At 34.0% G+C, this 24540-nt stretch carries 19 protein-coding genes; 8 read left to right on the forward strand and 11 right to left on the reverse strand.

The genetic code is table 11. From position 1 onward, the window contains the following. Nucleotides 1-57 precede the first annotated feature (57 nt). A complete protein-coding gene (locus tag GTZ96_RS06050) occupies nt 58-1818 on the reverse strand; it encodes an ABC transporter ATP-binding protein (RefSeq protein WP_161641904.1) in 1761 nt (586 codons plus the stop codon). A gap of 415 nt (nt 1819-2233) precedes the next feature. Here GTZ96_RS06050 and nusB point away from each other — a divergent pair, with 415 nt between their 5' ends. Next, the gene (nusB, locus tag GTZ96_RS06055) at nt 2234-3145 is read left to right on the forward strand and encodes a transcription antitermination factor NusB (protein ID WP_161641906.1); all 912 of its coding nucleotides are present in this window, start codon (nt 2234-2236) and stop codon (nt 3143-3145) included. Nucleotides 3146-3178: 33 nt separating this feature from the next. Then, nucleotides 3179-3451: a preprotein translocase subunit YajC gene (gene yajC, locus GTZ96_RS06060; RefSeq protein WP_161641908.1), complete on the forward strand. Its 273-nt coding sequence runs from the start codon at nt 3179-3181 to the stop codon at nt 3449-3451. Between the two features lie 73 nt (nt 3452-3524). On the opposite strand, the gene GTZ96_RS06065 is transcribed toward yajC, so the two are convergent. The 9 genes from GTZ96_RS06065 to GTZ96_RS06105 all read right to left on the reverse strand — a co-directional run bounded on the left by GTZ96_RS06065 (nt 3525) and on the right by GTZ96_RS06105 (nt 12867). After that, the gene (locus GTZ96_RS06065) at nt 3525-3974 is read right to left on the reverse strand and encodes a hypothetical protein (RefSeq protein ID WP_161641910.1); all 450 of its coding nucleotides are present in this window, start codon (nt 3972-3974) and stop codon (nt 3525-3527) included. Between the two features lie 357 nt (nt 3975-4331). Next, nucleotides 4332-5603: a peptidase T gene (gene pepT / locus GTZ96_RS06070; RefSeq protein WP_161641912.1), complete on the reverse strand. Its 1272-nt coding sequence runs from the start codon at nt 5601-5603 to the stop codon at nt 4332-4334. A gap of 61 nt (nt 5604-5664) precedes the next feature. Next, on the reverse strand, nt 5665-6072 hold the full coding sequence (locus GTZ96_RS06075) for a DUF1003 domain-containing protein (RefSeq protein WP_161641914.1): 408 nt from the start codon (nt 6070-6072) through the stop codon (nt 5665-5667). A gap of 163 nt (nt 6073-6235) precedes the next feature. Then, entirely contained in the window at nt 6236-6817 is a 582-nt protein-coding gene (gene nudK, locus GTZ96_RS06080; protein ID WP_161641916.1) for a GDP-mannose pyrophosphatase NudK, read from the reverse strand. A 147-nt stretch (nt 6818-6964) separates the two neighbouring features. Beyond that, nucleotides 6965-8236 carry an adenylosuccinate synthase gene (locus tag GTZ96_RS06085; RefSeq protein ID WP_161641918.1) on the reverse strand — a complete coding sequence of 424 codons (1272 nt, stop codon included), beginning with the start codon at nt 8234-8236 and terminating at the stop codon, nt 6965-6967. 65 nt (nt 8237-8301) lie between these two features. Then, nucleotides 8302-8799, reverse strand: a complete 498-nt coding sequence (locus tag GTZ96_RS06090; RefSeq protein WP_128194229.1) for a Fur family transcriptional regulator — start codon at nt 8797-8799, stop codon at nt 8302-8304. A gap of 167 nt (nt 8800-8966) precedes the next feature. Next, a complete protein-coding gene (locus tag GTZ96_RS06095) occupies nt 8967-11186 on the reverse strand; it encodes a RelA/SpoT family protein (RefSeq protein ID WP_161641993.1) in 2220 nt (739 codons plus the stop codon). Between the two features lie 183 nt (nt 11187-11369). Continuing rightward, nucleotides 11370-12155 carry a TrmH family RNA methyltransferase gene (locus tag GTZ96_RS06100; RefSeq protein ID WP_161641920.1) on the reverse strand — a complete coding sequence of 262 codons (786 nt, stop codon included), beginning with the start codon at nt 12153-12155 and terminating at the stop codon, nt 11370-11372. 28 nt (nt 12156-12183) lie between these two features. Further along, nucleotides 12184-12867, reverse strand: coding sequence for a cell division ATP-binding protein FtsE (locus GTZ96_RS06105; protein WP_161641922.1), 684 nt, complete (start codon nt 12865-12867; stop codon nt 12184-12186). A 165-nt stretch (nt 12868-13032) separates the two neighbouring features. Here GTZ96_RS06105 and GTZ96_RS06110 point away from each other — a divergent pair, with 165 nt between their 5' ends. Together GTZ96_RS06110 and GTZ96_RS06115 are read left to right on the forward strand one after the other, a co-directional pair. Beyond that, nucleotides 13033-16044 carry a tetratricopeptide repeat protein gene (locus tag GTZ96_RS06110; RefSeq protein WP_161641924.1) on the forward strand — a complete coding sequence of 1004 codons (3012 nt, stop codon included), beginning with the start codon at nt 13033-13035 and terminating at the stop codon, nt 16042-16044. A 111-nt stretch (nt 16045-16155) separates the two neighbouring features. Next, complete coding sequence (locus tag GTZ96_RS06115) at nt 16156-17925, forward strand: porin family protein (protein ID WP_161641926.1); 1770 nt, start codon at nt 16156-16158, stop codon at nt 17923-17925. A 118-nt stretch (nt 17926-18043) separates the two neighbouring features. Here GTZ96_RS06115 and GTZ96_RS06120 read toward each other — a convergent pair whose 3' ends face one another. Beyond that, on the reverse strand, nt 18044-18589 hold the full coding sequence (locus tag GTZ96_RS06120; protein WP_161641928.1) for a DUF2911 domain-containing protein: 546 nt from the start codon (nt 18587-18589) through the stop codon (nt 18044-18046). 171 nt (nt 18590-18760) lie between these two features. Here GTZ96_RS06120 and GTZ96_RS06125 point away from each other — a divergent pair, with 171 nt between their 5' ends. The 4 genes from GTZ96_RS06125 (at nt 18761) to gatB/aspS (ending at nt 24392) form a co-directional block, all read left to right on the forward strand. Further along, the gene (locus tag GTZ96_RS06125; RefSeq protein ID WP_161641930.1) at nt 18761-19210 is read left to right on the forward strand and encodes a hypothetical protein; all 450 of its coding nucleotides are present in this window, start codon (nt 18761-18763) and stop codon (nt 19208-19210) included. A 183-nt stretch (nt 19211-19393) separates the two neighbouring features. Continuing rightward, entirely contained in the window at nt 19394-19663 is a 270-nt protein-coding gene (locus tag GTZ96_RS06130) for an Asp-tRNA(Asn)/Glu-tRNA(Gln) amidotransferase subunit GatC (RefSeq protein ID WP_181033152.1), read from the forward strand. 2 nt (nt 19664-19665) lie between these two features. After that, nucleotides 19666-21063 carry an amidase gene (locus tag GTZ96_RS06135; RefSeq protein WP_161641934.1) on the forward strand — a complete coding sequence of 466 codons (1398 nt, stop codon included), beginning with the start codon at nt 19666-19668 and terminating at the stop codon, nt 21061-21063. Next, complete coding sequence (gatB/aspS, locus tag GTZ96_RS06140; protein WP_161641936.1) at nt 21063-24392, forward strand: bifunctional amidotransferase subunit GatB/aspartate--tRNA ligase AspS; 3330 nt, start codon at nt 21063-21065, stop codon at nt 24390-24392. The genes GTZ96_RS06135 and gatB/aspS overlap by 1 nt, the downstream gene beginning before the upstream one ends. Nucleotides 24393-24540: the final 148 nt, after the last annotated feature.

A 24540-nucleotide genomic window follows, 5' to 3' on the forward strand; every position in this document is an offset into this window, starting at 1 on the left:
ATAATATGGTTGTTAATTGAACCCAAAAATGATAAAAATATATTTATTAAGCAACATTTAAAGTAATTCTTTTTCAGAAAGTTGTTTTAAATAGAGTGATGCATAATAGCCTTCCTGATTTATTAACTGGTTATGAGAACCTTGTTGAATAATTTTTCCGTTTTCAAGAATTAGGATTCTATCAGCATTTTTTGCTGAAGATACACGATGGCTGACAATAATGGTTGTTTTGTCTTTGCAAATGGCGTTTAGGTTGTTTAAAATAGCCTCTTCGGTTTCGGTATCAACCGCTGATAAACAGTCGTCAAACAATAAAATAGGCGGGTTTTTGATAATAGCTCTCGCTATAGAAACACGTTGCTTTTGTCCGCCCGAAAGGGTAATTCCTCTTTCGCCAAGAATCGTCTCGTATTGCTTGTTGAAACCCATAATGTTATCGTGTACCACAGCATTTTTGGCGGCAGCCATAACCTCTTCAATTTCGGCATCTTCTTTACCAAATTTGATGTTGTTTTTAATGCTATCCGAAAATAAAAAAGCATCCTGAGGGACAATTCCAATGCTGTTTCGCAAATCAAATAAGTTCAAACGGCTAATTTCCTGTTCGTCAATTTTTACCGCTCCTTGGGTTACATCGTACATACGGGAAATTAGAGATAAAATAGTCGATTTCCCGGAACCTGTTTTCCCAAGTATCGCAAGCGTTTCTCCTTTGTGTACCGTAAACGAAATATCTTGAAGCGCATTAATATTAGTGTCTTCATAGGTGTAACTCACATTTTCGAATGTGATTGTTCCTCCTATTGTAGATTTCTCAGGATTGTTATTTTTAATTTCGGGTTCTATTTTTAGAAACTCATTCAATCTTTTTTGGGAAGCTTCTGCTTCTTGAACCATTGAAGAAACCCAGCCTAATGATGCTACTGGCCAAGTTAGCATATTGACATATAAAATAAATTCGGCAATAGTTCCAATGCTTTTTATGGTTCCTTGAATGTACATTAACCCACCAAAATAAATCACGACTAAGTTGCTGATTCCGATTAAGGCTAACATTAAAGGACCAAATAAGGATTGAACTTTGGCTAAATCCAAGCTTTTACTTTTGCTTTCTAAAGAAAGGGCATGCATATTATCCTGATGTTGATTTTCTAAAGAATAGGCTTTTATTACGCGAACTCCCGAGAATATTTCTTGGGAAAAACTAGAAACTTTAGATAAATATTGCTGAAAAGTGGTGCTTCGGATATTGATTTCGGTACTTAGTTTAAAGATAGCATACGATAAAAGAGGCAATGGTAAAAGGGTGTACAAAGTAAGCAATGGCGATACTCTGTACATGAAAATAATAACGATAGCAAAACGAATGATGGTGTTAATGGTGTACATAACAGCCGGTCCTACATACATTCTTACTTTTGAAATATCCTCGCTTATACGATTCATCAAATCTCCGGTACGGTTTTTTTTGTAGAAGTTTTGAGACAGGCTTTCGTATTGTCTGAAAACTTCATTTTTTAAGTCAAATTCAATATGACGTGACATCACAATCAAGGTTTGACGCATTAAAAAGGTTAGAAATCCGGCAATGATGGTGGTAGCGATGATGAGTAAAATATTATTTACTAATTGGTCTTGGATAACCGAATTAGATATGCCTTTATTTTTGGCAAAATCTTCGATTGATGCAAAGGATTTACTAATTAATTTAGGAGTAAAAAGTGAAAATATTTGTGCTACAATAGTAAATACAATTCCTAAGATAAAACGGTATTTGTATTTAATAAAATATTTATTGAGATAGAGTAATTCTTTCATTTCTAGACTAGGCTGTATTTTATAAAAAACAAAGATATAGCTTTAAAAGTAAAATTGTTAGCTGTTCGTAAGCTGTTAAGTCTCATTTAACGTTTCATTAATGAAAGTGTAAAGGGGAAAAAAGAAAATATAAATTTATCTGAATTTTACACAAATTGCACGAATTAGCACAAATTTGGATGAAATAAATCTCACGAATCTGTCTAAAGCAGATAAAATTTGTGGAATTTCTTTTTAGAATCAAAGTAATATTCGTGATAATAGGTGTTAATTCGTGTCAAAAATAACTGCTACGTTTGTCCTGCTTTTTATGGCTTTTAATTTTATTTTGAAAAAGGAAATCCTTATTTTTGCAGACTAATTTAATAAAAGTTCTTACAAGGTGGTAAATAGACGACACATTCGCGTTAAAGTTATGCAAACCATTTATGCGATGCATCAAAATGGCTCTGATAACCTGGAAAAGGAAGAAAAATTCCTTTTTTACAGTATCGATAATATTCAAGATTTATACCTTACAATGATTTCTTCTTTGTTAGAAATATGTAAAAAAGAAACACAATTTTTGCATTTATCTAGTCAGAAACATTTAGCTACTGCAGCTGAACGTAAACCGAACGAAAAATTCATTAAGAACAGCATTTTCGAAATTCTTGCCGAAAACAATTCTTTAAGCATTGCTCTAGAAACCAGAAAAATTGATGCTTGGCATTTGCATGAGGATTATATAGCGTTGTTATTAACTGCTATAAAAGAGAGTTCTTACTATCAAACTTACATGAGTAATCCAACACGCTCGTTTGAAGAAGACCGACAGTTGATTATGGATTTATTTACTGAAGTAATTGTTCCAAATGAGAAATTGTACGAGTTCTTGGAAGACGATAAGCTGACTTGGATTGATGATATTCCGATGGTGAATACACAAATCATCAAGCAATTGAAAGCGATGAAACCTATCGAAAATGATAATTTCAGAGTGCCAAAATTGTACAAAGACAATGAAGACAAGGATTTTGTTAAAGATTTGTTTCGTAAAACGGTGTTGAACGAAGCAGAATTAGCGAAAGAATTTGTAGACAAAACACCTAACTGGGATAGCGATAGAATTGCTGAGGTTGATACTATTATTTTAAAAATGGCAATTTGCGAATTTTTGAAATTCCCATCTATTCCCGTGAAAGTAACTTTGAACGAATATTTAGAATTAGCTAAAGAATATTCTACTCCTAAAAGTAGTATTTTTATCAATGGAATTTTAGATAATCTTGTTAAAGAATTAGAGTCTAGTAAAAAAATGATTAAAGCCGGTCGCGGTTTAATGTAATATTTATAAATTTAAAAAAAAGAATTAAAAATTATGGGTCAATTAACTCAATTTGCGCCGTTTATCTTAATGTTTGTGGTTATCTATTTCTTTATGATTAGACCACAACAAAAAAGAGCAAAACAAGAAAAAGAATTTGAAGCTAGCTTAAAAGTAGGTGATAAAATTATTACTAAAAGTGGTCTTCACGGTAAGGTAGCTGAACTAGCCGATACTACTGTAGTTATTGAAACTATGGCTGGAAAATTAAAAATGGAGCGTACTGCGATTTCTATGGAAATGAGTGCTGCATTAGCAAAAAAATAATTCAATATTTTTTTATAGTAAAAGCCCCAAATCTTTCAGTAGAATTGGGGCTTTTACTTGTTTGAAAATGACATTATTTCTTCTTGCTTTTATTTTTTTTGATTTTCTTTTCTTTTTTAGATTTTTTCTTCGCTTTTTTCTCTTTGGCCTTCGCTTTTAGTTTTGCTTTTTTGACTTTTTCTTTCTTGGCTTTCTTGGCTTTTGCTTTCGCTTTTTTTGCCTTCGCCTTTGCTTTTTCTTTAGCGTTCGCTTTTAAAGCTTTCTTTTTTTCTTTGTCTTTCATCTTTTTCTTGTTTTCTTTTTTTGTGATGGCTAGGTCGTCGTTTTCAATTGTTTCTGTAGCTGTTACCTCCTCGGTTGCTGCTGGGGTTTCGTCAATAATTGCCGAAAGGATTTCTTCTGTTATTACAACAACTGGTTTTTGTTTTGTTCTTGAATTTCTGGTTGCAGGTTTTACTTCTTTTAATGGTTCTTGAGGAGGAGCTTCATTTGCTTCTTTGTTGTTTGTCTCTTTTTTAATCATTTTGTTAAAATATTTATATTAATATATTTAATGTTATGTAATTGTAAAATTAATGTAAGTGAAAATACAATTTATAAATGGTTTTTCAATGTTAATTTTTTTTTAAGGCTGGACTGAAGTCCAGCCTTAAAAAATGTGTCGAGTTTACGACTCTAAGTTCCGTAGGAACGAAATGTATTATAGCAACGGATTTTACCGTTGTGAACAAAAAAACCGACACATTGCTGTATCGGTATATTGATATACTAATCAAAATACAAAATGTGTCGTTCCTACGGCTCTAAGTTCCGTAGGAACGGGCTATATTGTAGCAACGGATTTTAATCCGTTGAAAACAAAGAAACGATTCATGAAGTATTATTTCCCTTTTTTTATTGGTTCCAAACCAAAGTTAGGTAAAGCTGTAAGCTCGGCAATTTTTACAATGACTTCTACTGCTTTTTGCATACTTTCTACAGGAACATATTCGTATTTTCCGTGAAAGTTGTGTCCTCCGGCAAAGATGTTTGGGCAAGGTAATCCCATATAGGATAATTGCGAACCATCAGTTCCACCGCGAATGGGTTTGATAATCGGTTTGATGTTCAATTCTCTCATCGCTTTTTCGGCAATGTCTACAATGTGTTTCACAGGAAGTACTTTTTCCTTCATATTGTAATATTGATCTTTGATTTCAGTAACTACGATGTCTTCTCCAAATTGTTTCGCAAATTTCTTATTGATTTTGCTCGCTATTTTTTGAATTTTCTCTTTTCTTTTTTCGAATTTTTTACTGTTGTGGTCTCTAATAATCAATTCCACTACTGTTTCTTCTATGCTCCCGTTAAAGTGATGCACATGATAAAAACCTTGATATCCTCTGGTTTTTTCAGGAACTTCATCAGAAGGCAATTCGATGATAAATGAATTCGCAACTAACATTGAATTAATCATTTTTCCTTTGGCATAACCAGGATGAACGCTTTTTCCTTTGAAAGTGATTTTGGCTCCAGCCGCATTAAAATTTTCATATTCTAATTCGCCTATTTGACTTCCGTCCATCGTATAAGCCCATTGCGCTCCAAATTTTTCCACATCAAAAAAGTGTGCACCTCGACCAATTTCTTCGTCAGGAGTGAATCCAACTCTTATTTTTCCGTGTTTTATTTCTGGATTTTTGATAAGGAATTCCATTGCGGTAACAATTTCAGTAATTCCGGCTTTGTCATCCGCACCTAAAAGTGTGGTTCCATCAGTAGTAATTAGGGTTTGCCCTTTGTATTGCAATAGATCTTTGAAATAATTAGAAGATAAAACGATGTTTTGTTCCGCATTTAGTACAATATCCTTTCCGTCATAATCGCGAATAATTTGTGGTTTTACATTGGCTCCAGAAAAATCAGGAGAAGTGTCAAAATGAGAAACAAATCCTATTGTAGGTACTTCGTGCTCAACATTACTGGGTAAAGTTGCCATGATGTAAGCTTTGTCGTTAATAGTAACGTCTTGCATTCCAATAGCTTTTAGTTCTTCGACTAATTTATTGGCTAAAACCCATTGTTTTTCGGTACTTGGAGTCGTTTCTGAATTCGGATTGGATTCGGTATCTATTGTTACATAACTGACAAAACGATCGATGATATCTTGCATAAAGTGGTGTTTTTTTATTGGCTAGCAAAGATAAGATTAATTTAAAGGATAGTACGGTAGCCTATTTCATGTTTTCCAGCATTTGGATTATTTTATCTAATTTCTCAACATCAATAGAGTTGAGTTTTGTTGCCAAAGCCTCAATTTCCAGTTTTGCTTCTTTATTCGTATTATAATCTTCTTGAGCTTGTACACGGTCTCTTTCGTTTTGGCGGTTTTGTGCCATCATAATTATGGGAGCAGCATAAGCCGCCTGGGTAGAAAATACCAGATTGAGTAAGATAAAAGGATAAGCATCCCAATGTTTTAAATAAGCGAAAAGGTTTAATCCCATCCAAATAATTACAAACACAGTTTGAATGATTATAAAACGCCAAGACCCCATGCCTTTGGCTACAGCATCTGCTATTCGGCTTCCAAATGCTAGGCTATCGTAATGTTGTTGATGCCAGTTTTTATTGATATCCATATTGTGTATAATTTATTTTTATTTAAAAGTAAGGAAAGTTTATTTATAAAAAAACCACAAATTCATCAATTAGTTGTTCCGTTTAGATGGAGTTAATTGGTGAATTTGCGGTTGGTTTTAAGTTTGTAAAGATTTAATTACTGATGTTCATTCTATTCGTTAATTACATCAGCCCATTTATCTTAGCATATTGCAACAACATAATGGTTTTGGCATCTTTTAGTTCTCCTGTTTCAATCATAGCATATGCTTGGTCGAATGACATTTCTATGACTTCAATATTTTCTTGTTCATGATCTAGTCCGCCTCCTTCGCTGACTTTCATAGAAGCGTCGTATTCGCCAATAAATAAATATAGGATTTCAGTTATGGCACCTGGTGACATATAGGTTTCCATGATTTTTTTAACCTTAGAAATTCTATAGCCTGTTTCTTCTTCTGTTTCTCTGATGATGCATTGTTCTGGTTCGTCCTGATCTAATAATCCGGCACAAACTTCTACCATCATTCCGTTATTGTTACCGTTTAAGTAGGTTGGTAAACGAAACTGACGCGTTAAAATAATAGTTTTGTTTGTTTTGTTGTAAAGTAAAATGGCCGCTCCGTTTCCTCGATCGTAGACTTCTCTTTTTTGAGTAATCACGCTGTTGTCAGGTTTTTGATAATCAAAAGTTACTTTGTTCAGAATGTACCAGTTGTCTGAAAGTAATTCGGTTTTTTGGATGGTTATTTTTGGCTCGTTCATCTGTTATTTATTTTACAGCAAACCTGTCTGCCGGCAGGCAGGTTCGCAAATTAAAAATGCAGAAGCAAAAATAATTTGCGAATTTTCGGTTTGATTTTTTTGTTTAAATATATAAAAAAACGCTCTGAAAAATCAGAGCGTTAAGTGTTATTTCAGAATAGTTTGTTTTCTGTCTGGACCTACAGAAACAATTTTGATAGGTACTTCAAGTTCTTTTTCAATGAACTCGATGTATTCTTTTAATTCAACTGGTAATTCCTCGTAAGTAGTCATTCCTGTTAAATCTTGTTTCCATCCTTTAAATTCTTTGTAAATTGGAGCAACATTTTCTTCTTCCACATTGTAAGGGAAGTGAGCGATGTTTTTTCCTTTATAATTGTATTCAGTACATATTTTTAAGGTATCAAAACCTGAAAGTACGTCACCTTTCATCATCATCAATTGAGTTACTCCGTTTACTTGAACAGCATATTTCAACGCTACTAAGTCTAACCATCCACAACGTCTTGCTCTTCCTGTAACCGAACCAAATTCGTTACCCACTTTTGCCATAGTAGCACCTACTTCGTCAAAAAGTTCAGTAGGGAAAGGACCGCTACCAACACGAGTAGTGTAAGCTTTGAAAATACCGTACACTTCTTTGATTTTGTTAGGAGCAATTCCTAAGCCTGTACAAGCTCCTGCAGCTGTAGTATTAGAAGAAGTTACGAAAGGATAAGTTCCAAAATCAACATCTAATAATGAACCCTGAGCTCCTTCGCATAAAATAGATTTACCTGCTTTTTGAGCTTGGTACATGTATTCTTCGCTATCGATGAAATCTAATTTTTTAATTTCTTCGATAGATTCAAAGAATTCTGCTTCTAATTCAGGTAAGTTGTATTGTAATTCCACTCCGTAGAATGCAATCATTGCTTCGTGCTTGTCAGCTAGAGAACGGTATCTTTCTTTAAAATCTTCTAATTCAATATCTCCTACGCGTAGACCATTTCTACCTGTTTTGTCCATGTAAGTTGGTCCAATACCTTTAAGTGTAGAACCAATTTTAGCTTTCCCTTTAGAAGCTTCAGAAGCAGCGTCTAATAAACGGTGCGTAGGTAAAATTAAGTGTGCTTTTCTGGAAATGATTAATTTCTTTTTGATATCGATGTTGAATTTTGCCAATCCTTCGATTTCTTTTTGAAATACAACAGGATCGATTACAACACCATTTCCAATAACATTTATCGCTGATTTATGGAAAATTCCAGAAGGAATGGTTCTAAGTACGTGTTTAATTCCGTCAAATTCTAAAGTATGCCCTGCATTAGGTCCTCCTTGAAAACGAGCAATAATATCGTAATTTGAGGTAAGAACATCAACAATTTTTCCTTTTCCTTCATCTCCCCATTGTAATCCTAGTAATAAATCTACGGTCATTTTAATTTCTTTATTTAATCGTTAATTCGTTTTGGTGGTAAATTAGCTTACCGCCTTTTTTTAAACTAAATGTTATCGTTATTGGTTTCTTCTTTCTCTTCGTCTGTTTTTGCCACTCTTTTTGTACCATAAAAATACAAGGAATGATTTGTGATGTCTACATCAAAAATTTCTTCTATAGTCTTTTTGATAGATTGAATTCTTGGATCACAAAATTCTACTACATCACCACTATCTGTCATGATAAGATGGTCATGTTGTTTGTCAAAATAGGATTTTTCATAGTGTGCCTGGTTTTGTCCAAATTGGTGTTTACGCACCAAAGCACAGTCAAGTAGTAATTCTATAGTGTTGTACAGCGTAGCTCTACTGACACGGTAGTTTTTGTTTTTCATTTTGATGTATAGATTTTCTATATCAAAATGTTCTTCGCTTTCATAGATTTCCTGAAGTATAGAGTAACGTTCAGGCGTTTTTCTATGCCCGTTTTTCTCAAGATACATTGTAAAAACGTTTTTTACAATCTCTTGATTTTTGTTGTTATTTGTGGAAATGAGTGTCATATTCGGCAAAGATAAATTTTTATTTTAATAGTTTTCAAGTTTAAGTACTTATAAGGTAATAATTTTGTTTTTTTAATAGAATCAACCCCTAATTTAAGTCTCTTTTTTATTTAAAAACGTTTTTGAATACTTAAAAAGTATTTGAAACAAAACATATTGTGGAAAAATTAATTTTTGTAGACTCGGGTTACCCGGTCAATTCCGTCAATTTTTTTGATGTTTTCAATTAGTTTTTTCAAAATAGTTATGTTTTGTACAATCACCGTTAGCTGTCCTTTGAAAAGTCCTGCGTCACCACTCAACGAAATACTTTGAATGTTCACATTCATATTATTCGAAATTACCTTTGTCAATTCGTTAGTTAAACCAATGGTGTCCATTCCTGTAATATTTAAAATAGCTTTGAATTCTTCTTGAGAAGAGTCAATCCATTTGGCGGGCATGATGCGGTAAGCGTAATTGGATTGTAAAGCGATGGCATTAGGACAATCTTTTTTGTGCACTTTTATCCCCTCATTGATGGTAACGAAACCAAAAACCTGATCTCCGGGAATTGGATTACAACAAGTAGAAAGTTTATAGTCTAATTTGTCTTGTTCCTTGCCGAATACTAACAAGTCGTAATTGTTGTTGAGTATAGGTCTGTGGATATCAGTATCAGCGGTATTTCCGGTACGCTTGATTTTACTTTTAAAGAAATTGATTAAAGTATTGCTTTTTTGCGCAGCAAAGTCTTTTAACTGTTGGTTATCAATGGTTCCAATTCCAACTCTGTAAAATAAATCTAAACTGGTTTTAAGGTGGAAAAAGTTTACTAATTCATTTGTAACCGTTTCGTTTAAGGTAACTTTAAGATGTTTTAGTTTACGGGTCAGTACTTCTTTTCCGTCTTCTGCAATTTTCTTCGTGTTTTCGTTAAGAACGTTTCTAATTTTATTTTTTGCTCTCGAAGTCGTTACATAATCCAACCAGTTGGCAGTGGGTTTTTGATTTGGAGAAGTGATAATTTCAACCTGGTCGCCACTTTTTAATTCGTAGTTTAAAGGAACTAATTTTCCGTTGACTCTCGTTCCGCGGGTTTTAATTCCAATTTCGGAGTGGATGCTAAAGGCAAAGTCAAGAGATGTTGCTCCTTTAGGTAAGGATTTAATATCACCTTTAGGGGTGAAAATGTAGATTTCTTTCGAATACAAATTCATTTTGAAATCTTCTACAAAGTCGATAGCATTAGTTTCAGGGTTTTCTAATGCTTCTTTAAGCAGGTTAAGCCAAACGTCCAAGCCACCTTCTTCGGTAGCTCCATTTTTGTATTTGTAATGTGCTGCATAACCTTTTTCGGCAATTTCATCCATACGCTCGCTACGTACTTGTACTTCAACCCAGCGGCCTTTAGGTCCCATTACGGTAATGTGCAGGGCTTCGTAACCAGTTGATTTAGGAGATGAAATCCAGTCTCTTAATCGGCTAGGGCTCGGTCTGTAATGGTCAGTAACGATAGAATATATTTTCCAGGCGATAAATTTTTCGTCATGAGCATCTGATTTATAGATAATTCGAAGTGCAAATTTATCGTAGACTTCGTCAAAGCTTACGTTTTGTGCTTTCATCTTTCTACGAATTGAGTAGATCGATTTTGGACGTCCTTTTATGATATAGTCAATTCCTTCGGCGTTTAAAGAGGCTTTAAGGACATCGGAAATGTCTTTGATATAAGCATCTTGTTGTTCTTTGGTCTCTTTTATTTTGCTAACAATGTCGTTGTATATGGCAGGTTCAGTATATTTTAAACCTAAATCTTCCAATTTTGTTTTGATGTTGTATAAACCTAATCGATGGGCAAGTGGCGCGTAGATGTATAAGGTTTCTGAAGCAATTTTGACTTGTTTGTGGTCATCCATTGACTCCATAGTTTGCATATTGTGCAATCTATCGGCTATTTTTATCAGGATCACACGCACATCATCATACAAAGTCAATAACATCTTTCGGAAGTTTTCGGCTTGCATAGACACATTCATGTCTTTTTGTACGATGGATATTTTAGTTAAACCTTCAACCAATTGTGCTACTTTAGGATTGAACATTCGCTCAATATCTTTAACGGTAGTAGGCGTGTCTTCTACAACATCATGTAATAAGGCGGCTGCAATTGAAGTAGCTCCAAGACCTATTTCGGAGGCAACAATTTTGGCAACAGCAATGGGATGAAAAATATAAGCTTCTCCTGATTTTCTTCTTTGGTCTTTATGAGCTTCCACAGCAACGTCAAAAGCCTTGCGTATCAGTTTTTTATCCTCGGTAGTTAATGTTTGGTAACTAATACGAAGTAATTCTTTGTATTCTTGAGCAATTGCTTTATTCTCTTTTTCGATATCTATTTCAGTCATAAGTGCAGGGTTCATTTTCTAAAAATAACGATAAGTTCGCATATATGCAAGAGTTGGGATTGTTGATTTTAGATTTCTGATTTTAGATATTAGATTTTAAAAAATGTCTGGTTTTTAAATCAGAAAATTGAATTTATAACTGTTTAATTTTTAGTATTAAATCTGCATTCTAAAATCTAAAATTTAAAACCCTCTTTGTCTTTTGGCTTCGAATATTAATATGGCTGCGGCAACTGAAACATTCATGCTGTCAATTTCCCCTTGCATAGGAATGATGATGTTTTGCGTAGCGGCATCGCGCCATTCCTGGGTAAGTCCGGTGGCTTCAGTTCCAACAACTAGCGCGGTTGGTTTTGTATAATCCTGGGTGTGATAGCTTGTCGAATTTTGCAAGGTGGCACAGTAGAAATTGATGTTTTTTTCTTTTAAAAAAGAAATGATTTCTGCGGTGCTTGCTGTTGCAATTTGGTTCGTAAACAAACAACCTACGCTAGAACGAACAATATTCGGGTTGTATAAATCGCTTTTGGGATTGGCAATAATTACAGCATCAAGATTAGCGGCATCGGCGGTTCTTAAAAGGGCACCAATATTGCCTGGTTTTTCCGGAGCTTCGGCAACTAAAATTAATGGTGTTGCTGAGAGTTTTAAGTCAGAAAGTTGTAAGGATTTTGATTTGGCTACAGCCAATACCCCTTCGGTGGTTTCGCGGTAGCTTAATTTTTGAAATACATCTTTGTTTATTTCGATTAATTCAGCTGATTGAGCTAATTTTTTAGCTTCAATTTCGCTGCAAATTTCAGGATAGAATAATACGGTTTCAATTTCATAATTTCCTTTTACAGCTAATGAAATTTCGCGTACTCCTTCAATTAAAAACGTTCCGGTTTGTCTTCTGTTTTTGGCTTTTTCCTGTAATAATACTAAAGATTTTATGAATGGATTTTGAATGGATGTAATTTGTTTCAAGAGATTCTAAATTTTAGTATTATAAAAATTAAATGGTTCTTTGGACTACTTCAAAAATTTTAGCATCCTCACATTTTAATGTTTTCGAAGGGAATTTCATCAACAAAGCATAATCATGCGTTGCCATGATAATGGTTTTTCCGTTTGCGTTAATTTTTTTCAAAACATCCAAAACTTCCGCACTGGTTTGTGGGTCTAAATTTCCTGTTGGTTCATCCGCTAAGATAAGTTCAGGGTCATTAAGTAAGGCTCTCGCAATAGCTACACGTTGTTGCTCGCCACCAGAAATTTGATGAGGCATTTTTTGCGCATAGTTTTTCATCCCTACTTTATCCAGTACTTCTTCTATCTTTCGATTCATTTCGTCCTGATCCGTCCATCCTGTTGCTTTAAGTACAAAAAGCATATTGTCTTGAATAGAACGGTCTGGTAGCAATTTGAAATCCTGAAAAACAATTCCGATTTTACGTCTTAAAAACGGAATATCATCTTCTTTCATTGTTTCTAAATCAAAGTCTACAATATGTCCATTTCCTTCTGTCAATTGTAAATCGGCATAAAGTGTTTTCATCAAACTACTTTTTCCTGAACCCGTTTTTCCAATGATATAAATAAATTCTCCATGGTTTACTTCCAAGTTAACATTTGATAAGATTACTTTATCTTCTTGATAGATGGTCGCGTTTTTTAGTGACAGTACAGCTTGAGACATAATTGGGGTTTGTTTGTGGCGTAAAAGTAATTATCAATTATGAAATAGCAATATCAATTAGTAGTTTTTTGTGGTCTGTTAAAATATTTGTTCATAATAAAACCAATTAGAGGTTCGTTATAAATTTTATAATATGATATATTTGAATATTAAAATAAAATAAAAATGCGTAAACTTTCCTGGCTCTTCTTTTTGTTGGTTTTTGTTCAAACCACTACGCTTTTAGCACAGAAATCATCAATATATACTAATGATTTAAAAGATTATAATAGAGCAGTTTCTTTGTACAAAGACAATCAATATGCTTCGGCTCAGTTCCTTTTCGAAAAAGTAAAAGAAGTAACTAAGGATGAAGAAGTTAAATCAGATTGTGCTTATTATGATGCCAGCTGTGCTGTTCGATTAGGGCATGCCAATGCTGATGCTTTGATGGAAAACTTCATGGAAGAGTATCCAACAAGTTCTAAAAGTAATCAGGCTTATATTGAAATTGCACATTATTATTTCAATCAGGGAAATTATGCTGAAGCTTTAAAAAGATTTGAAAAAGTCGATGAAAGTCAGCTAAGTGCTAAGGATAAAGACCGATTTAATTTCCAAAAAGGCTATAGCTTATTTAGTTCTAACAACAAAAAAGAGGCGAAAACCTATTTTAATAAGGTTTTAAAATCTGAAGTATACGGCTCTCAAGCTAAATATTATTTAGGTTTTATGGCTTATGAAGGCGATAATTATCAGGAAGCTAATAAATATTTCGATCAGGTTTCGGGAGATGAAAAATATGCCGAAAAGTTATCTTATTATCAGGCCGATATGAGTTTTAAATCGGGAAATTTTGAAAAAGCAATCGCCTTAGGACAAAAAGCGATGGGCAAATCGAATGCTCAGGAAAAATCAGAATTGAATAAGATAATAGGAGAGAGCTATTTTAATTTAAAGAAATATAGCGAAGCCATTCCGTATTTAGTAGCTTATAAAGGCAAAAGAGGAAAATGGAATAACACCGATTATTACCAATTGGGTTATGCTTATTACAAGCAAAATGATTTTGAAAATGCTATTGCTCAATTCAATAAAATTGTTGGAGGAAAAGATAGTGTAGCTCAAAATGCTTATTACCATTTAGGAGAAAGTTATCTTAAATTAGATAAAAAACAACAGGCATTGAATGCGTTTAAAAATGCTTCCGAAATGTCATTTGATGCAGCAATTCAAGAAGATGCTCATTTAAATTACGCTAAATTAAGTTATGAATTAGGGAATTCTTATCAAAGTGTGCCTTCGGTTTTATTGGGTTTTATCAATAAATATCCAAATAATTCCAGCCGTTCAGTGGTAGAGAAATTATTGATTGATTCTTATATTTCTTCTAAAAATTATAAAGCAGCTTTGGTTTTATTGGAAAAAAATAAAACTCCCGAAAATAAATTGGCTTACCAAAAAGTGACATTCTATAGTGGTTTAGAATTGTATACCGATAGAAATTATGCTTCTGCTTTGCAGATGTTCCAGAAATCTTTAGCAAATTCAATTGATGCCGAATTTACTGCAAGAGCGACTTTCTGGAAAGGAGAAACGGAATATGTTTTAGGCGATTACAATAAATCATTGTTGAGTTTCAAACAGTTTGTTGGCATGTCGGTTGCGGCTTCAACACCTGAATACAAAAACAGCAATTACAATATAGCTTATGCTTATTTTAAGTTGAAAGAATACGATTCGGCTGGAGATGCTTTTCAGAAGTTTATCGATAAAGTAAAAGACGATAAAACAAGAGTGACTGATGCTTATTTGCGATTAGCCGATTGTCGTTTTGTGACTACTAAATATTGGCCGGCAATGGATGCGTACAATAAAGTAATCGAACTGAAGAGTGTAGATGCTGATTATGCGTATTATCAAAAAGCAATTTGTAATGGTTTTGTTGGTAAAAATGATAAAAAAATTGAAGAGTTAAATTCATTTTTACTAGCGTATCCTAAATCAAGTTATGGCGATGATGCCTTATTCGAATTGGCAAATACGTATGTGGCGACTAATAAACAGGATTCGGCTTTAAAAACTTACGACCGATTAATCAGCGAATATAAAAACAGCACTTTTACGTCAAGAGCTATTTTGCGTCAGGGATTAGTTTATTATAATTCAGATAGAAATACAGATGCTTTGGTTAAATTCAAAAAAGTTGCGGCTGAATATCCTAAAACTCCCGAAGCTTTAGAAGCCGTTGCTACAGCAAGATTGATTTATGTAGATAGCGGAAAAGTAGGTGAATATGCTACTTGGGTTCGAACGTTGGATTTTGTTGCTGTTACCGATGCTGATTTGGATAATGATACGTATGAATCGGCGGTGAAACAATTTGAACAAAACAATAATACTCAGGCTATATCAGGTTTTAGAGCTTATATTTCGAGTTTTCCAAATGGAATTCACGCTTTGAAAGCTAATTTTTATTTGGCGCAAGCTTATTATGCCGAAGGTCAAAAAGAAAAAGCAATTCCTAACTACGAATATGTTGTTAACGAACCAAGAAATGAATTTACAGAGCAATCTTTGGCAAGATTAGGGCAGATTTTATTAGATAGTGGTGCGAAAGAAAAAGCAATTCCGGTATTGGCGCGTTTAGAAAATGAAGCCGACTTGTCTCAGAATAAAGTTTTCTCACAGGCTAATTTGATGAAGTCTTATTATGAGAAGAAAGATTATGCTAATGCGGTAGTTTATGCCGAAAAAGTGCTGAATAATCCAAAAACAGATGATAATGTAAAAAGTGATGCGCAAATTATCATCGCACGTTCAGCCATGCAAACTGGAGATGAGGCTAAGGCCAAAGCGGCTTACGCCAAAGTGATTTTGATTGCTAAAGGGGAACTTGCTGCTGAATCCTTGTATTATGACGCTTATTTTAAAAATAAAGAAAATAAGTTTGAAGCATCGAATACAGTTGTTCAAAAATTAGCAAAAAATTATGCGTCTTACCGTTATTATGGAGCAAAAGGATTGGTGTTAATGGCTAAAAACTTTTACGGATTAAAAGATAGTTTTCAGGCAACCTACATTTTGGAAAGTGTAATTCAGAATTTCTCTGATTTCCCGGATGTGGTTTCAGAAGCTCAAACGGAGTTGAGTGCTATCAAAGGTGAAGAAGCCAAAACCAATTCGTCAATTAAATAAAAAATAAGAAGCGAGATACAAGAATAAAGGAATAAGAATATAGATTGTTTGTGCGATTTTGTCTTTTTTCTTGCTTCTTTTCTCTCTTTTCTCAAGATAAAAATATAAAATATGAAAATTAATTTCAAAAATATAATTGCCTTTGCTTTGGTACTAACGTTTCAATTTTCTTTCGCCCAAAAGAAAGAACCAAAGAAAGACGAGAACATTGGTTCGGAAGTGGTAAACGTAGTGAAGCCTTATACGCCAACAATTTCAGATGCATCCAAAATTCAGGAATCTCCTGTTCTTGATGATGAGGGCAATGCTAAAAAAGAAACGATTAAATATTCTATTTTTTCTTTTCCTGTAGCTTCGACTTTTACACCGGCAAAAGGAAAAGCCGAAGGAGTGGACAAGGAGGCTAAAGAAAAGTTCTTTAACAATTATGCTACTTTGGCAATTGGTAATTATGGAACGCTTAATGCCGAGCTGTTTGTAAATCAGGAATTAGCTAATAATGATTATGTAGGCGGAATGTTTCGTCATTTTTCTTCTCAGGGAGGAATTAATAACTTGGAGCTGGACGATTGGTTTTATGATACTGCTCTAGATGTGAATTATGGTGCTAATTACGATAAGATGTCTTGGAATATTGATTTGGGATACCAAAATCAAGCCTATAATTGGTATGGTTTACCATCCGATTTTGGAAGTACATTGACTCCTGGCGATAGAAATAATTTGATTGCAGGTATCGATTCAAAGCATTCGTATAACGGAATTTCTTTAGGAGGAAAGCTTAATTTTAAGGAAGGTGCTTTTAAAGACGCATCGATGAAGTTTAGTCATTTTTCAGATAATTTCGGATCGTCTGAAAATAGATTTTTTGTTAAACCTTCTTTGCAATTTGATGTAGCGGATCAATTGGTGAAAACCGATATTATTGTGGATTATGTGGGCGGTTCTTTCGATAAAAATTATGAAGAGACTAATATAGCCAAGATTAAATATGGTTTTACTAATTTAGGAATTTCTCCTAGTTTTAATATTAACGAAAACGGTTGGAACGTAAAACTGGGAGCTTCGTTGTTTTATAGTATTGATAAAATGGGAGCCGATAATAAGTTTTTAATATATCCAAATGTGAGTGTTTCTTATCCTGTTGTGGAAGATTTGATGATTTTTTATGCAGGAGCCGAAGGAGGTTTAGAACAAAACTCTTATATGGATTTTGTGAAAGAAAACCCGTTTTTGTCGCCTACTTTAGCAATTGCGCCAACAGACAAACAATATCAAATTAGTGCAGGATTGAAAGGGAAATTAGCTTCCAGTGTGAGTTATAACATTCAGGGTTCTTATAATAATGAGAGAAATAAAGCTTTGTTTAGAAGTCATGATTATACTGAAAACAATGCTAATGAAGATTATGCTTATGGTAATTCGTTTCAAGTGGTTTATGACGATGTGAGAACGTTTCGTTTTTCAGGGGATTTGAAAGCTGATTTTTCTGAAAATGTAAGCTTTGCTGTTGGAGGAACTTTTAGCAGTTACAAGAATAGTATCGAGCAAGAAGCCTGGAATTTACCTGCTGTAGAATTAAACTCGTCAATTGATTTTAATATTACACCAAAATGGTATGCTGGCGCAAAGGTGTTTTATGTGGGCGAAAGAAAAGATTTTCAATTGAATAGTAATATTGTTTACGTAACACAACCTGAGCCAATGACTTTAAGAAGTTATTTTGATGTGAATTCACATGTAGGTTATAAATACAATTCGCAATTAACCGCATTTTTGAAGTTGAATAATATGACGAATAAGTCTTATCAAAAATGGATGAATTATCCTGTGCAAGGTTTTCAGGTGATGATAGGAGCTAATTATAAATTTGATTTTTAAAAGTCAAGTTTTTTTAAACCGCAAAGAGCGCAAAGATTTCGCAAGGAAACGCAAAGAATTATAAAACTCTGCGAACTTAGCGTAAAACTTTGCGCTCTTTGCGGTTAAATAAAAAAAATTATTCTGTAAAAGGAATCGCAACGCGGGTTTTATCCCAACCTAAGTTCAGAATCATACCGTTATCAGCTTTGGTGAAAACCATAGAAAATGCTTCAAGAGATTCTTCAGCTTGAGTAACGGGAACGCTTAGTCGGGCTACATCATTTTCGGCTTGATAAGAATAAGCTCCCCAAACATTGGTGCTTTTGTTTAGAATGATAGTGTAATTGTCTTTTTCAGGAATGGTATATAAAGAGTAAGTTCCTGCTTTTATTTTTGTTGTACCCAATTTTACATCTTTGTAAAAAGTGATTTCGGTAGCTTCGTTAGCGCCAGTTCTCCATACTTTTCCGGCAGGAGTTAGTTCGCTTAAAGCGCGTCCTTTAAGTTGTGGGCGGCTATAGATAACTTTGGCTGTTTTCGTTGGGATTTTGTTGTCAGAAGGATATAGCGCTTCGTCCATTGGGCTTTTGTCTAAACCCGGGAATTTTTGAGCTTGTGCATTTGTTGTCAATAATAACAGAAAGCCAAAAGCGATTGCGGAAAGGGATTTTAATTTTTTCATAGTTGATTTTAAAAAGAATAAGATTAATAAAGATTCTTTACGAAGTTAAATAAAAATTGTTGTACGATTGGTTAAGAATTTCAAATACGCCTAAAATAGTGTGAGATTGGGATAATAAAGTAAATTTGCTTTTTTACACCTTAAAAAAAGAACATCTTAGACTTTAATAAAATGACTTTCAAACAAAAAATATATAACTATTATTTTCGATTAGTAGAAGATAGAATCGATGCTTTTCGGGATATGATAGCGGCTTTGACCGAGGATTCTAAAAATGATGCCAAAGGCTCAGCAGGCGATAAACACGAAACGGCTCTGGCGATGATGCATTTAGAACAGGAAAAATTCAATACGAAACTAAGAGAAGTTCTGGATCAAAAAGCAGTTTTAGACAAAATTGATGCTTCGGTAATTGCAAAAACAATCGTTTTAGGAAGTTTGGTAAAAGCCAATGGGATTTATTTGTATCTGTCTTTGGCTTTGCCAAAAATAACTATCGATGGAGTAAATGTAATTGCTTTGTCTCCGCAATCACCGTTGGGAAGTAAGTTAATGGGGAATTCGGTTGGTTTTTCTTTTGAAATTAATGGAACGAAGTATTTGATTGAGAGTGTTGAGTAGATTCTGTTTTTTGTAAAAACAAGTATTTGTAAAGTGATAATTTATATAAAAACCAAAGCCTGTCTTTATGAGATAGACTTTCGTTTTTATGCATTTGAAATCATTTAAAAAAATGGGATTCCCTAAAAAAAACTTTCGTAAATTCGCCAGCTTAAAAGTTTGACTTTAAAACGAATTAAAATTATGAGTAAAATAATGACAGTCGACATCTTGTCGAGTATTAAAGGAGCACAGCCTTCCGAAAGCGTGAACAAATTATTTGATGTAATTAAGAATGCACATCCATCAAATAATAATGCTGTAAATACTGTCAATCATAATTGTGTTTCAGTAAGTGATTTAAGGGAAGATGTTGTGGTAGAGAGTTCGGCTATTGAGAAACAACTCATTTTAGAAAATTTCCCGAATAAGAAAAATGGTTTTTTAGTTGTTGCTAAAGTTATAGAAGGATAAAAATGGATTCTCAGATAAAAAAAATACACCAACAATTGGTGTCAAAACAAATCACTTGTACGGCTTTAGTGCAAGAAAAATTAGACTTACTAAAACAAAATACCTACAACTCTGTCAATTCTTTATTGGATACTATGGCTCTGGAATTAGCAGCTAAGGTGGATGCTAAAATTGCAAACGGAGAAACAATAGGTTTGCTGGAAGGAATTCCTTTTGGAATTAAAGATGTCTATATGTTGCAGGGAACTTACACAACTGCAAGTTCTGATTTATTGAAAAATTATAAATCTCCTTACACGGCTACTGCGATTCAGAAATTATTGGATGCCGGTGCTATTCCATTGGTAAAAGAAAACTGCGATAGTTTTGGTCACGGATCTTCCAGTGAAAATACCATTTTTGGAGCGGTAAAAAACGCTATCGATCCAACATTAGTTGCTGGAGGTTCAAGTGGTGGATCTGCAGTTAACGTTGCAAAAGAATATACTGCGTTTTCTATTGGTGGAGATACAGGAGGTTCGATTCGTCAGCCTGCTGGGTACAATCATATTTATGGTTTTAAACCAACTTACGGAAGAATTTCCAGATTTGGATTAATGGCGTATGCATCTTCTACAGATTGTGTTGGTCCACTGGCAAAATCAATCGAAGATATTCGAATTGTGTTGAATGTAATGAGTGGAAAAGATCCAAAAGATCAAACTTCAATCGCTTCATCAGAAATTAGTGAAGAAGCAATTGCAACTTCTGCTGTAAAAACAATAGGTTATTTTAAAAACTTTATTGAAAGTGATGCTATCGATACCCAAATAAAAGCTGATTTTTTAGCTAGCATCGAAAAAATAAAAGCCAAAGGAATTGCAGTAAAAGAATTGGATTTTTTCAAATCGGATATTTTAGTTTCGACTTATTATACGTTGGCGATGGCAGAAACGGCTTCCAATTTATCTCGTTTGGACGGAACAAATTATGGTAATCGTATTGAAGCGGAGAATTTAATTGAAACTTATGCAGTGACACGTTCTGAAAACTTTTCAGAAGAAACAAAACGCAGAATTGTAGGTGGAAACCAAGTGTTGTCACAAGGTTTTTCAGATGAAATATATTTAAAAGGATTGGCTGTAAGAGATCAGATTTCTGAGAATTTCAGTAAGGATTTCGAAGAAGTTGATATCATTTTATCACCGGTTACACCAAGTACGCCGCCTAAAATTGGAGACAGTTTAAAAGATCCGTTGGCGATGTATTTATCCGATGCTTATACGGTTGGTTTTAGTTTGGGACAATTACCGACTTTAACCGTGCCACAAGGAACAAGTACAGGATTGCAGATTACTGCCGCAAAAAATAATGATGAATTAGTGTTGAAGTTTGCAAACTTCTTAAAAGATACGATATAATGGAATTGGAGCAATTAACTGCGGCTTTAAAAGCCCACGATTTAGAATTGGTAATTGGACTGGAAACTCACGTTCGATTGAATACCAAAACCAAGTTGTTTTGTTCTTGTCCAAATCAAGAAATAGAAACAGCGAACCAAAATATATGTTCAGTTTGTACTGGACAAATGGGTGTTTTGCCTGCTTTAAACAGAGAAGCAATCACCAAAGCGATTTATTTTGGAAAAGCGGTCAATTCGACATTTAGCAATGAAGTGATTTCTTGGGATAGAAAGCATTACGAATATCCTGATAATCCAAAAAATATTCAAATAACGCAATTTCACAATCCAATAATTCCTGACGGACAGGTTTCTTGTTACCGAAATGACGGTTCTCAATTTACTGTAAATTTAACTCAGGTTCATATTGAAGAAGATGCTGCGAAATTGATGCACGAAAAGAAGATTTCGTTAGTCGATTTTAATAAAGCAGGAGTTCCGTTGATTGAAATTGTTACGGAACCTTGCGTTCGTAATATTGAAGATGCTTCAACTTATGCGCAATACATTCAGCGTATTGTTCAAAATTTAGGAATCTCTGAAGCTAATTTGGAGAAAGGAGAATTCAAATCGGATGTTTCGGTTTCTTTACGTAAAATAAATTCGGAGGTTTTAAATCCAAGAACGGAAATCAAAAATTTGAACTCGTTTAAGTTTATGGTCGAAGCTTTGAAAGAAGAAGTAGAGAAACAGTTCAATTATTTTATCGAAAACAAAGAGTTTAGACCTGATCAAACGACTGTGTTGTGGGATGCTGATTTAAAGCAAACCAAAACCATGCGTAAAAAAGAATTTGAAGCGGATTATCGTTTTATTTCAGAGCCAGATTTACCTTTTGTAAATATCAAAGCGGAGATTGAAGCAATTACAGTAGATACAAGTGCTTTGCCTTATGCTGTTGAATCTATTTTGATTAACGGAGGTGTTTTGCCACAAGATGCTAAATTTTTCACGGCAGATGGGTTGCGTTCCAGAACATTTGTGACTTTAAATAACGAAATTAAAGATCCGTCGTTTGTTGCTAAAACTTTGGCAAATAATGTAAAGGCTGAAGACTATGATAAAATTCATAATATTGAGCATTTAATAACCATTTTTGTATTATTCAAAGCCGAAAAAATTACGGCAGTTTTAGTTCAAAATGCGATTTCAGGTTATTTGAAAGATCAAAATTTTGATTATAATAAATACTTTGCAGATAACACCATTTCGGAAGAAAAAGTTCAAGAAGTTATTGCTAAAGTAATTTCAGAAAATGAGGCTGTTGCCAATGATATTAAAGCAGGTGATCAAGGTAAAGCTGGTATTTTAGTTGGTAAAGTTTTAGGCGTTATTGGAAAAGGTGCTAATGGTAAAGTAATTCGTCAAATTATTTTAGACAAATTAGGAGCCGCTGCTGTTTTAGAAAAAGAACAAGCCTCTGAAAAAGTTTCCGCAGCAACAGTTGCAGAAAATAAAGAAAATCAAGAAGAATCGCTTCCTGAAATTCCGATTATTATAAAAGACATTTACCGAACACATAAAATTTCACAATTATCAGAAGCAAATAGCAATGAAGAAGTGCTGTTGTCTGGTTGGGTAGCGAGTGTTCGTGATCACGGGGAATTGATGTTTATTGATTTGCGTGATTCGAGTTATGAGATTTTCCAAATCCGTATCAGTAGAGAGTCATTCCCTAATATTGATGAGTTGGTGAAATTGAAACCGGAATCGGTAATTTCGGTGAAAGGTATTGTTGTTGGGCGTAATGAAGATGATTACAATGCAGGTTTACGTACTGGTAAAATTGAATTAGAAACTTCGGTTTTAGAAATTTTAAATTTATCTAAAACATTGCCTTTTGAAATTAAAAGAGCGGCAAAAACAAATGAAGCAATTCGTTTCCAATACAAGTTTTTGGATCACAGAAACGAAGAGGTGCGACGAGCTATTGTAAACCGTCATAAAGTAATTAAGTTAATTCGTGACATCTTAGATGAAGAGGAATTCTTAGAAATTGAAACGCCAATTTTAAGCGCAGGAACTGATGAAGGAGCACGTGAATTTATTGTTCCTACACGTAAACAAGCTGGTTTGTTTTATACGTTGCCGCAAGCGCCACAGCAATTCAAACAAATGTTGATGGTGAGTGGTTATGAGAAATATTTCCAAGTAGCGCGTTGTTTTAGAGATGAAGATTCTCGTGGAGATCGTCAGCCGGAATTTACGCAATTGGATATGGAAATGGCGTATGCCAGTATGCAGCAAATTATCGATTTAAATACTAAAATATTTAATGAAGTAGTTAAGAAAGTATATGGTAACAAATGGATTTTACGTCCGTTTGAAGTGATTACATACAAAGATTCGATGGATTTCTATGGTTGTGACAGACCTGATTTGCGTTACGGATTGAAAATGCAAGACATTACAGCTATTGTAAAAGATACTACTTTTCAGGTTTTTTCTAAGCCAATTGAAGAAGGTGGAATTGTAAAATGTATCAAAGTTTCGGCTCAAGAGCAAGGAAATAAACGTATGTCTAAAGGTCAGATTGAAGCTTTAACTGCTATTGCTCAGCAACATGGTTTAGGTGGATTGGCTTATATTATTGTGAATGAAGAAGAATTGCAATCGCCAATTATTAAGTTTTTAGGTGAAGAAATTGCAGCAGGAATTATAAAAGCGACTGATGCACAGGTCGGAGATATTGTATTCTTTTCAGCGGCGGATTATGCAACGGCTAATAAAGCTTTGGATGCTGTTCGTCAGGAATTGGGTAGAATGTTACACTTGATTAATCCAAAGGAATTACGTCCGGCTTGGGTAGTTGATTTTCCAATGTTTGAAAAAACGGATGAAGGAAGATGGACATTTACGCACAATCCGTTCTCGATGCCGGCTATTTATGATTTGCAAAAGCACATGAATGGTAAAGAAGAAGAAATTGGTTCAATCATAGCGCAACAATACGATATCATTTTGAACGGTTACGAAATTGGTGGAGGATCAGTTCGTGCGCATAAATCGGAGATTCTAGAGGCGACTTATAAAAATATGGGTTACAACAAAGAAGAGATGATTAAAAGTGTGGGAACAATGTATAAAGCCTTCCAGTATGGCGCACCACCACACGGAGGAATTGCTTGGGGAATTGACCGATTAATGATGATTTTAGAGAAAAAAGCATCTATTAGAGAAGTTATGGCTTTTCCAAAAACAGGAACCAGTGAAGATTTGTTATTTGGAGCTCCTTCTCTTTTATCAGATAAAAAGGTAGAGGAAATGAATGTTAGAATAATCAAATAGCAATATCAAAAATCAATTTCAATGACAATGATTAATTGAGGTGATTGAAATGATTCAATTTTCAAATTTCCAAAACGACATTTTAAATGCTTGTTTTGGGAATTTGTGTTTTATAGCTTTTTTTAAATTGCTATTGCTTTTTTTGCCA

The sequence above is a fragment of the Flavobacterium undicola genome, assembly GCF_009909155.2.
GTDB lineage: Bacteria > Bacteroidota > Bacteroidia > Flavobacteriales > Flavobacteriaceae > Flavobacterium > Flavobacterium undicola.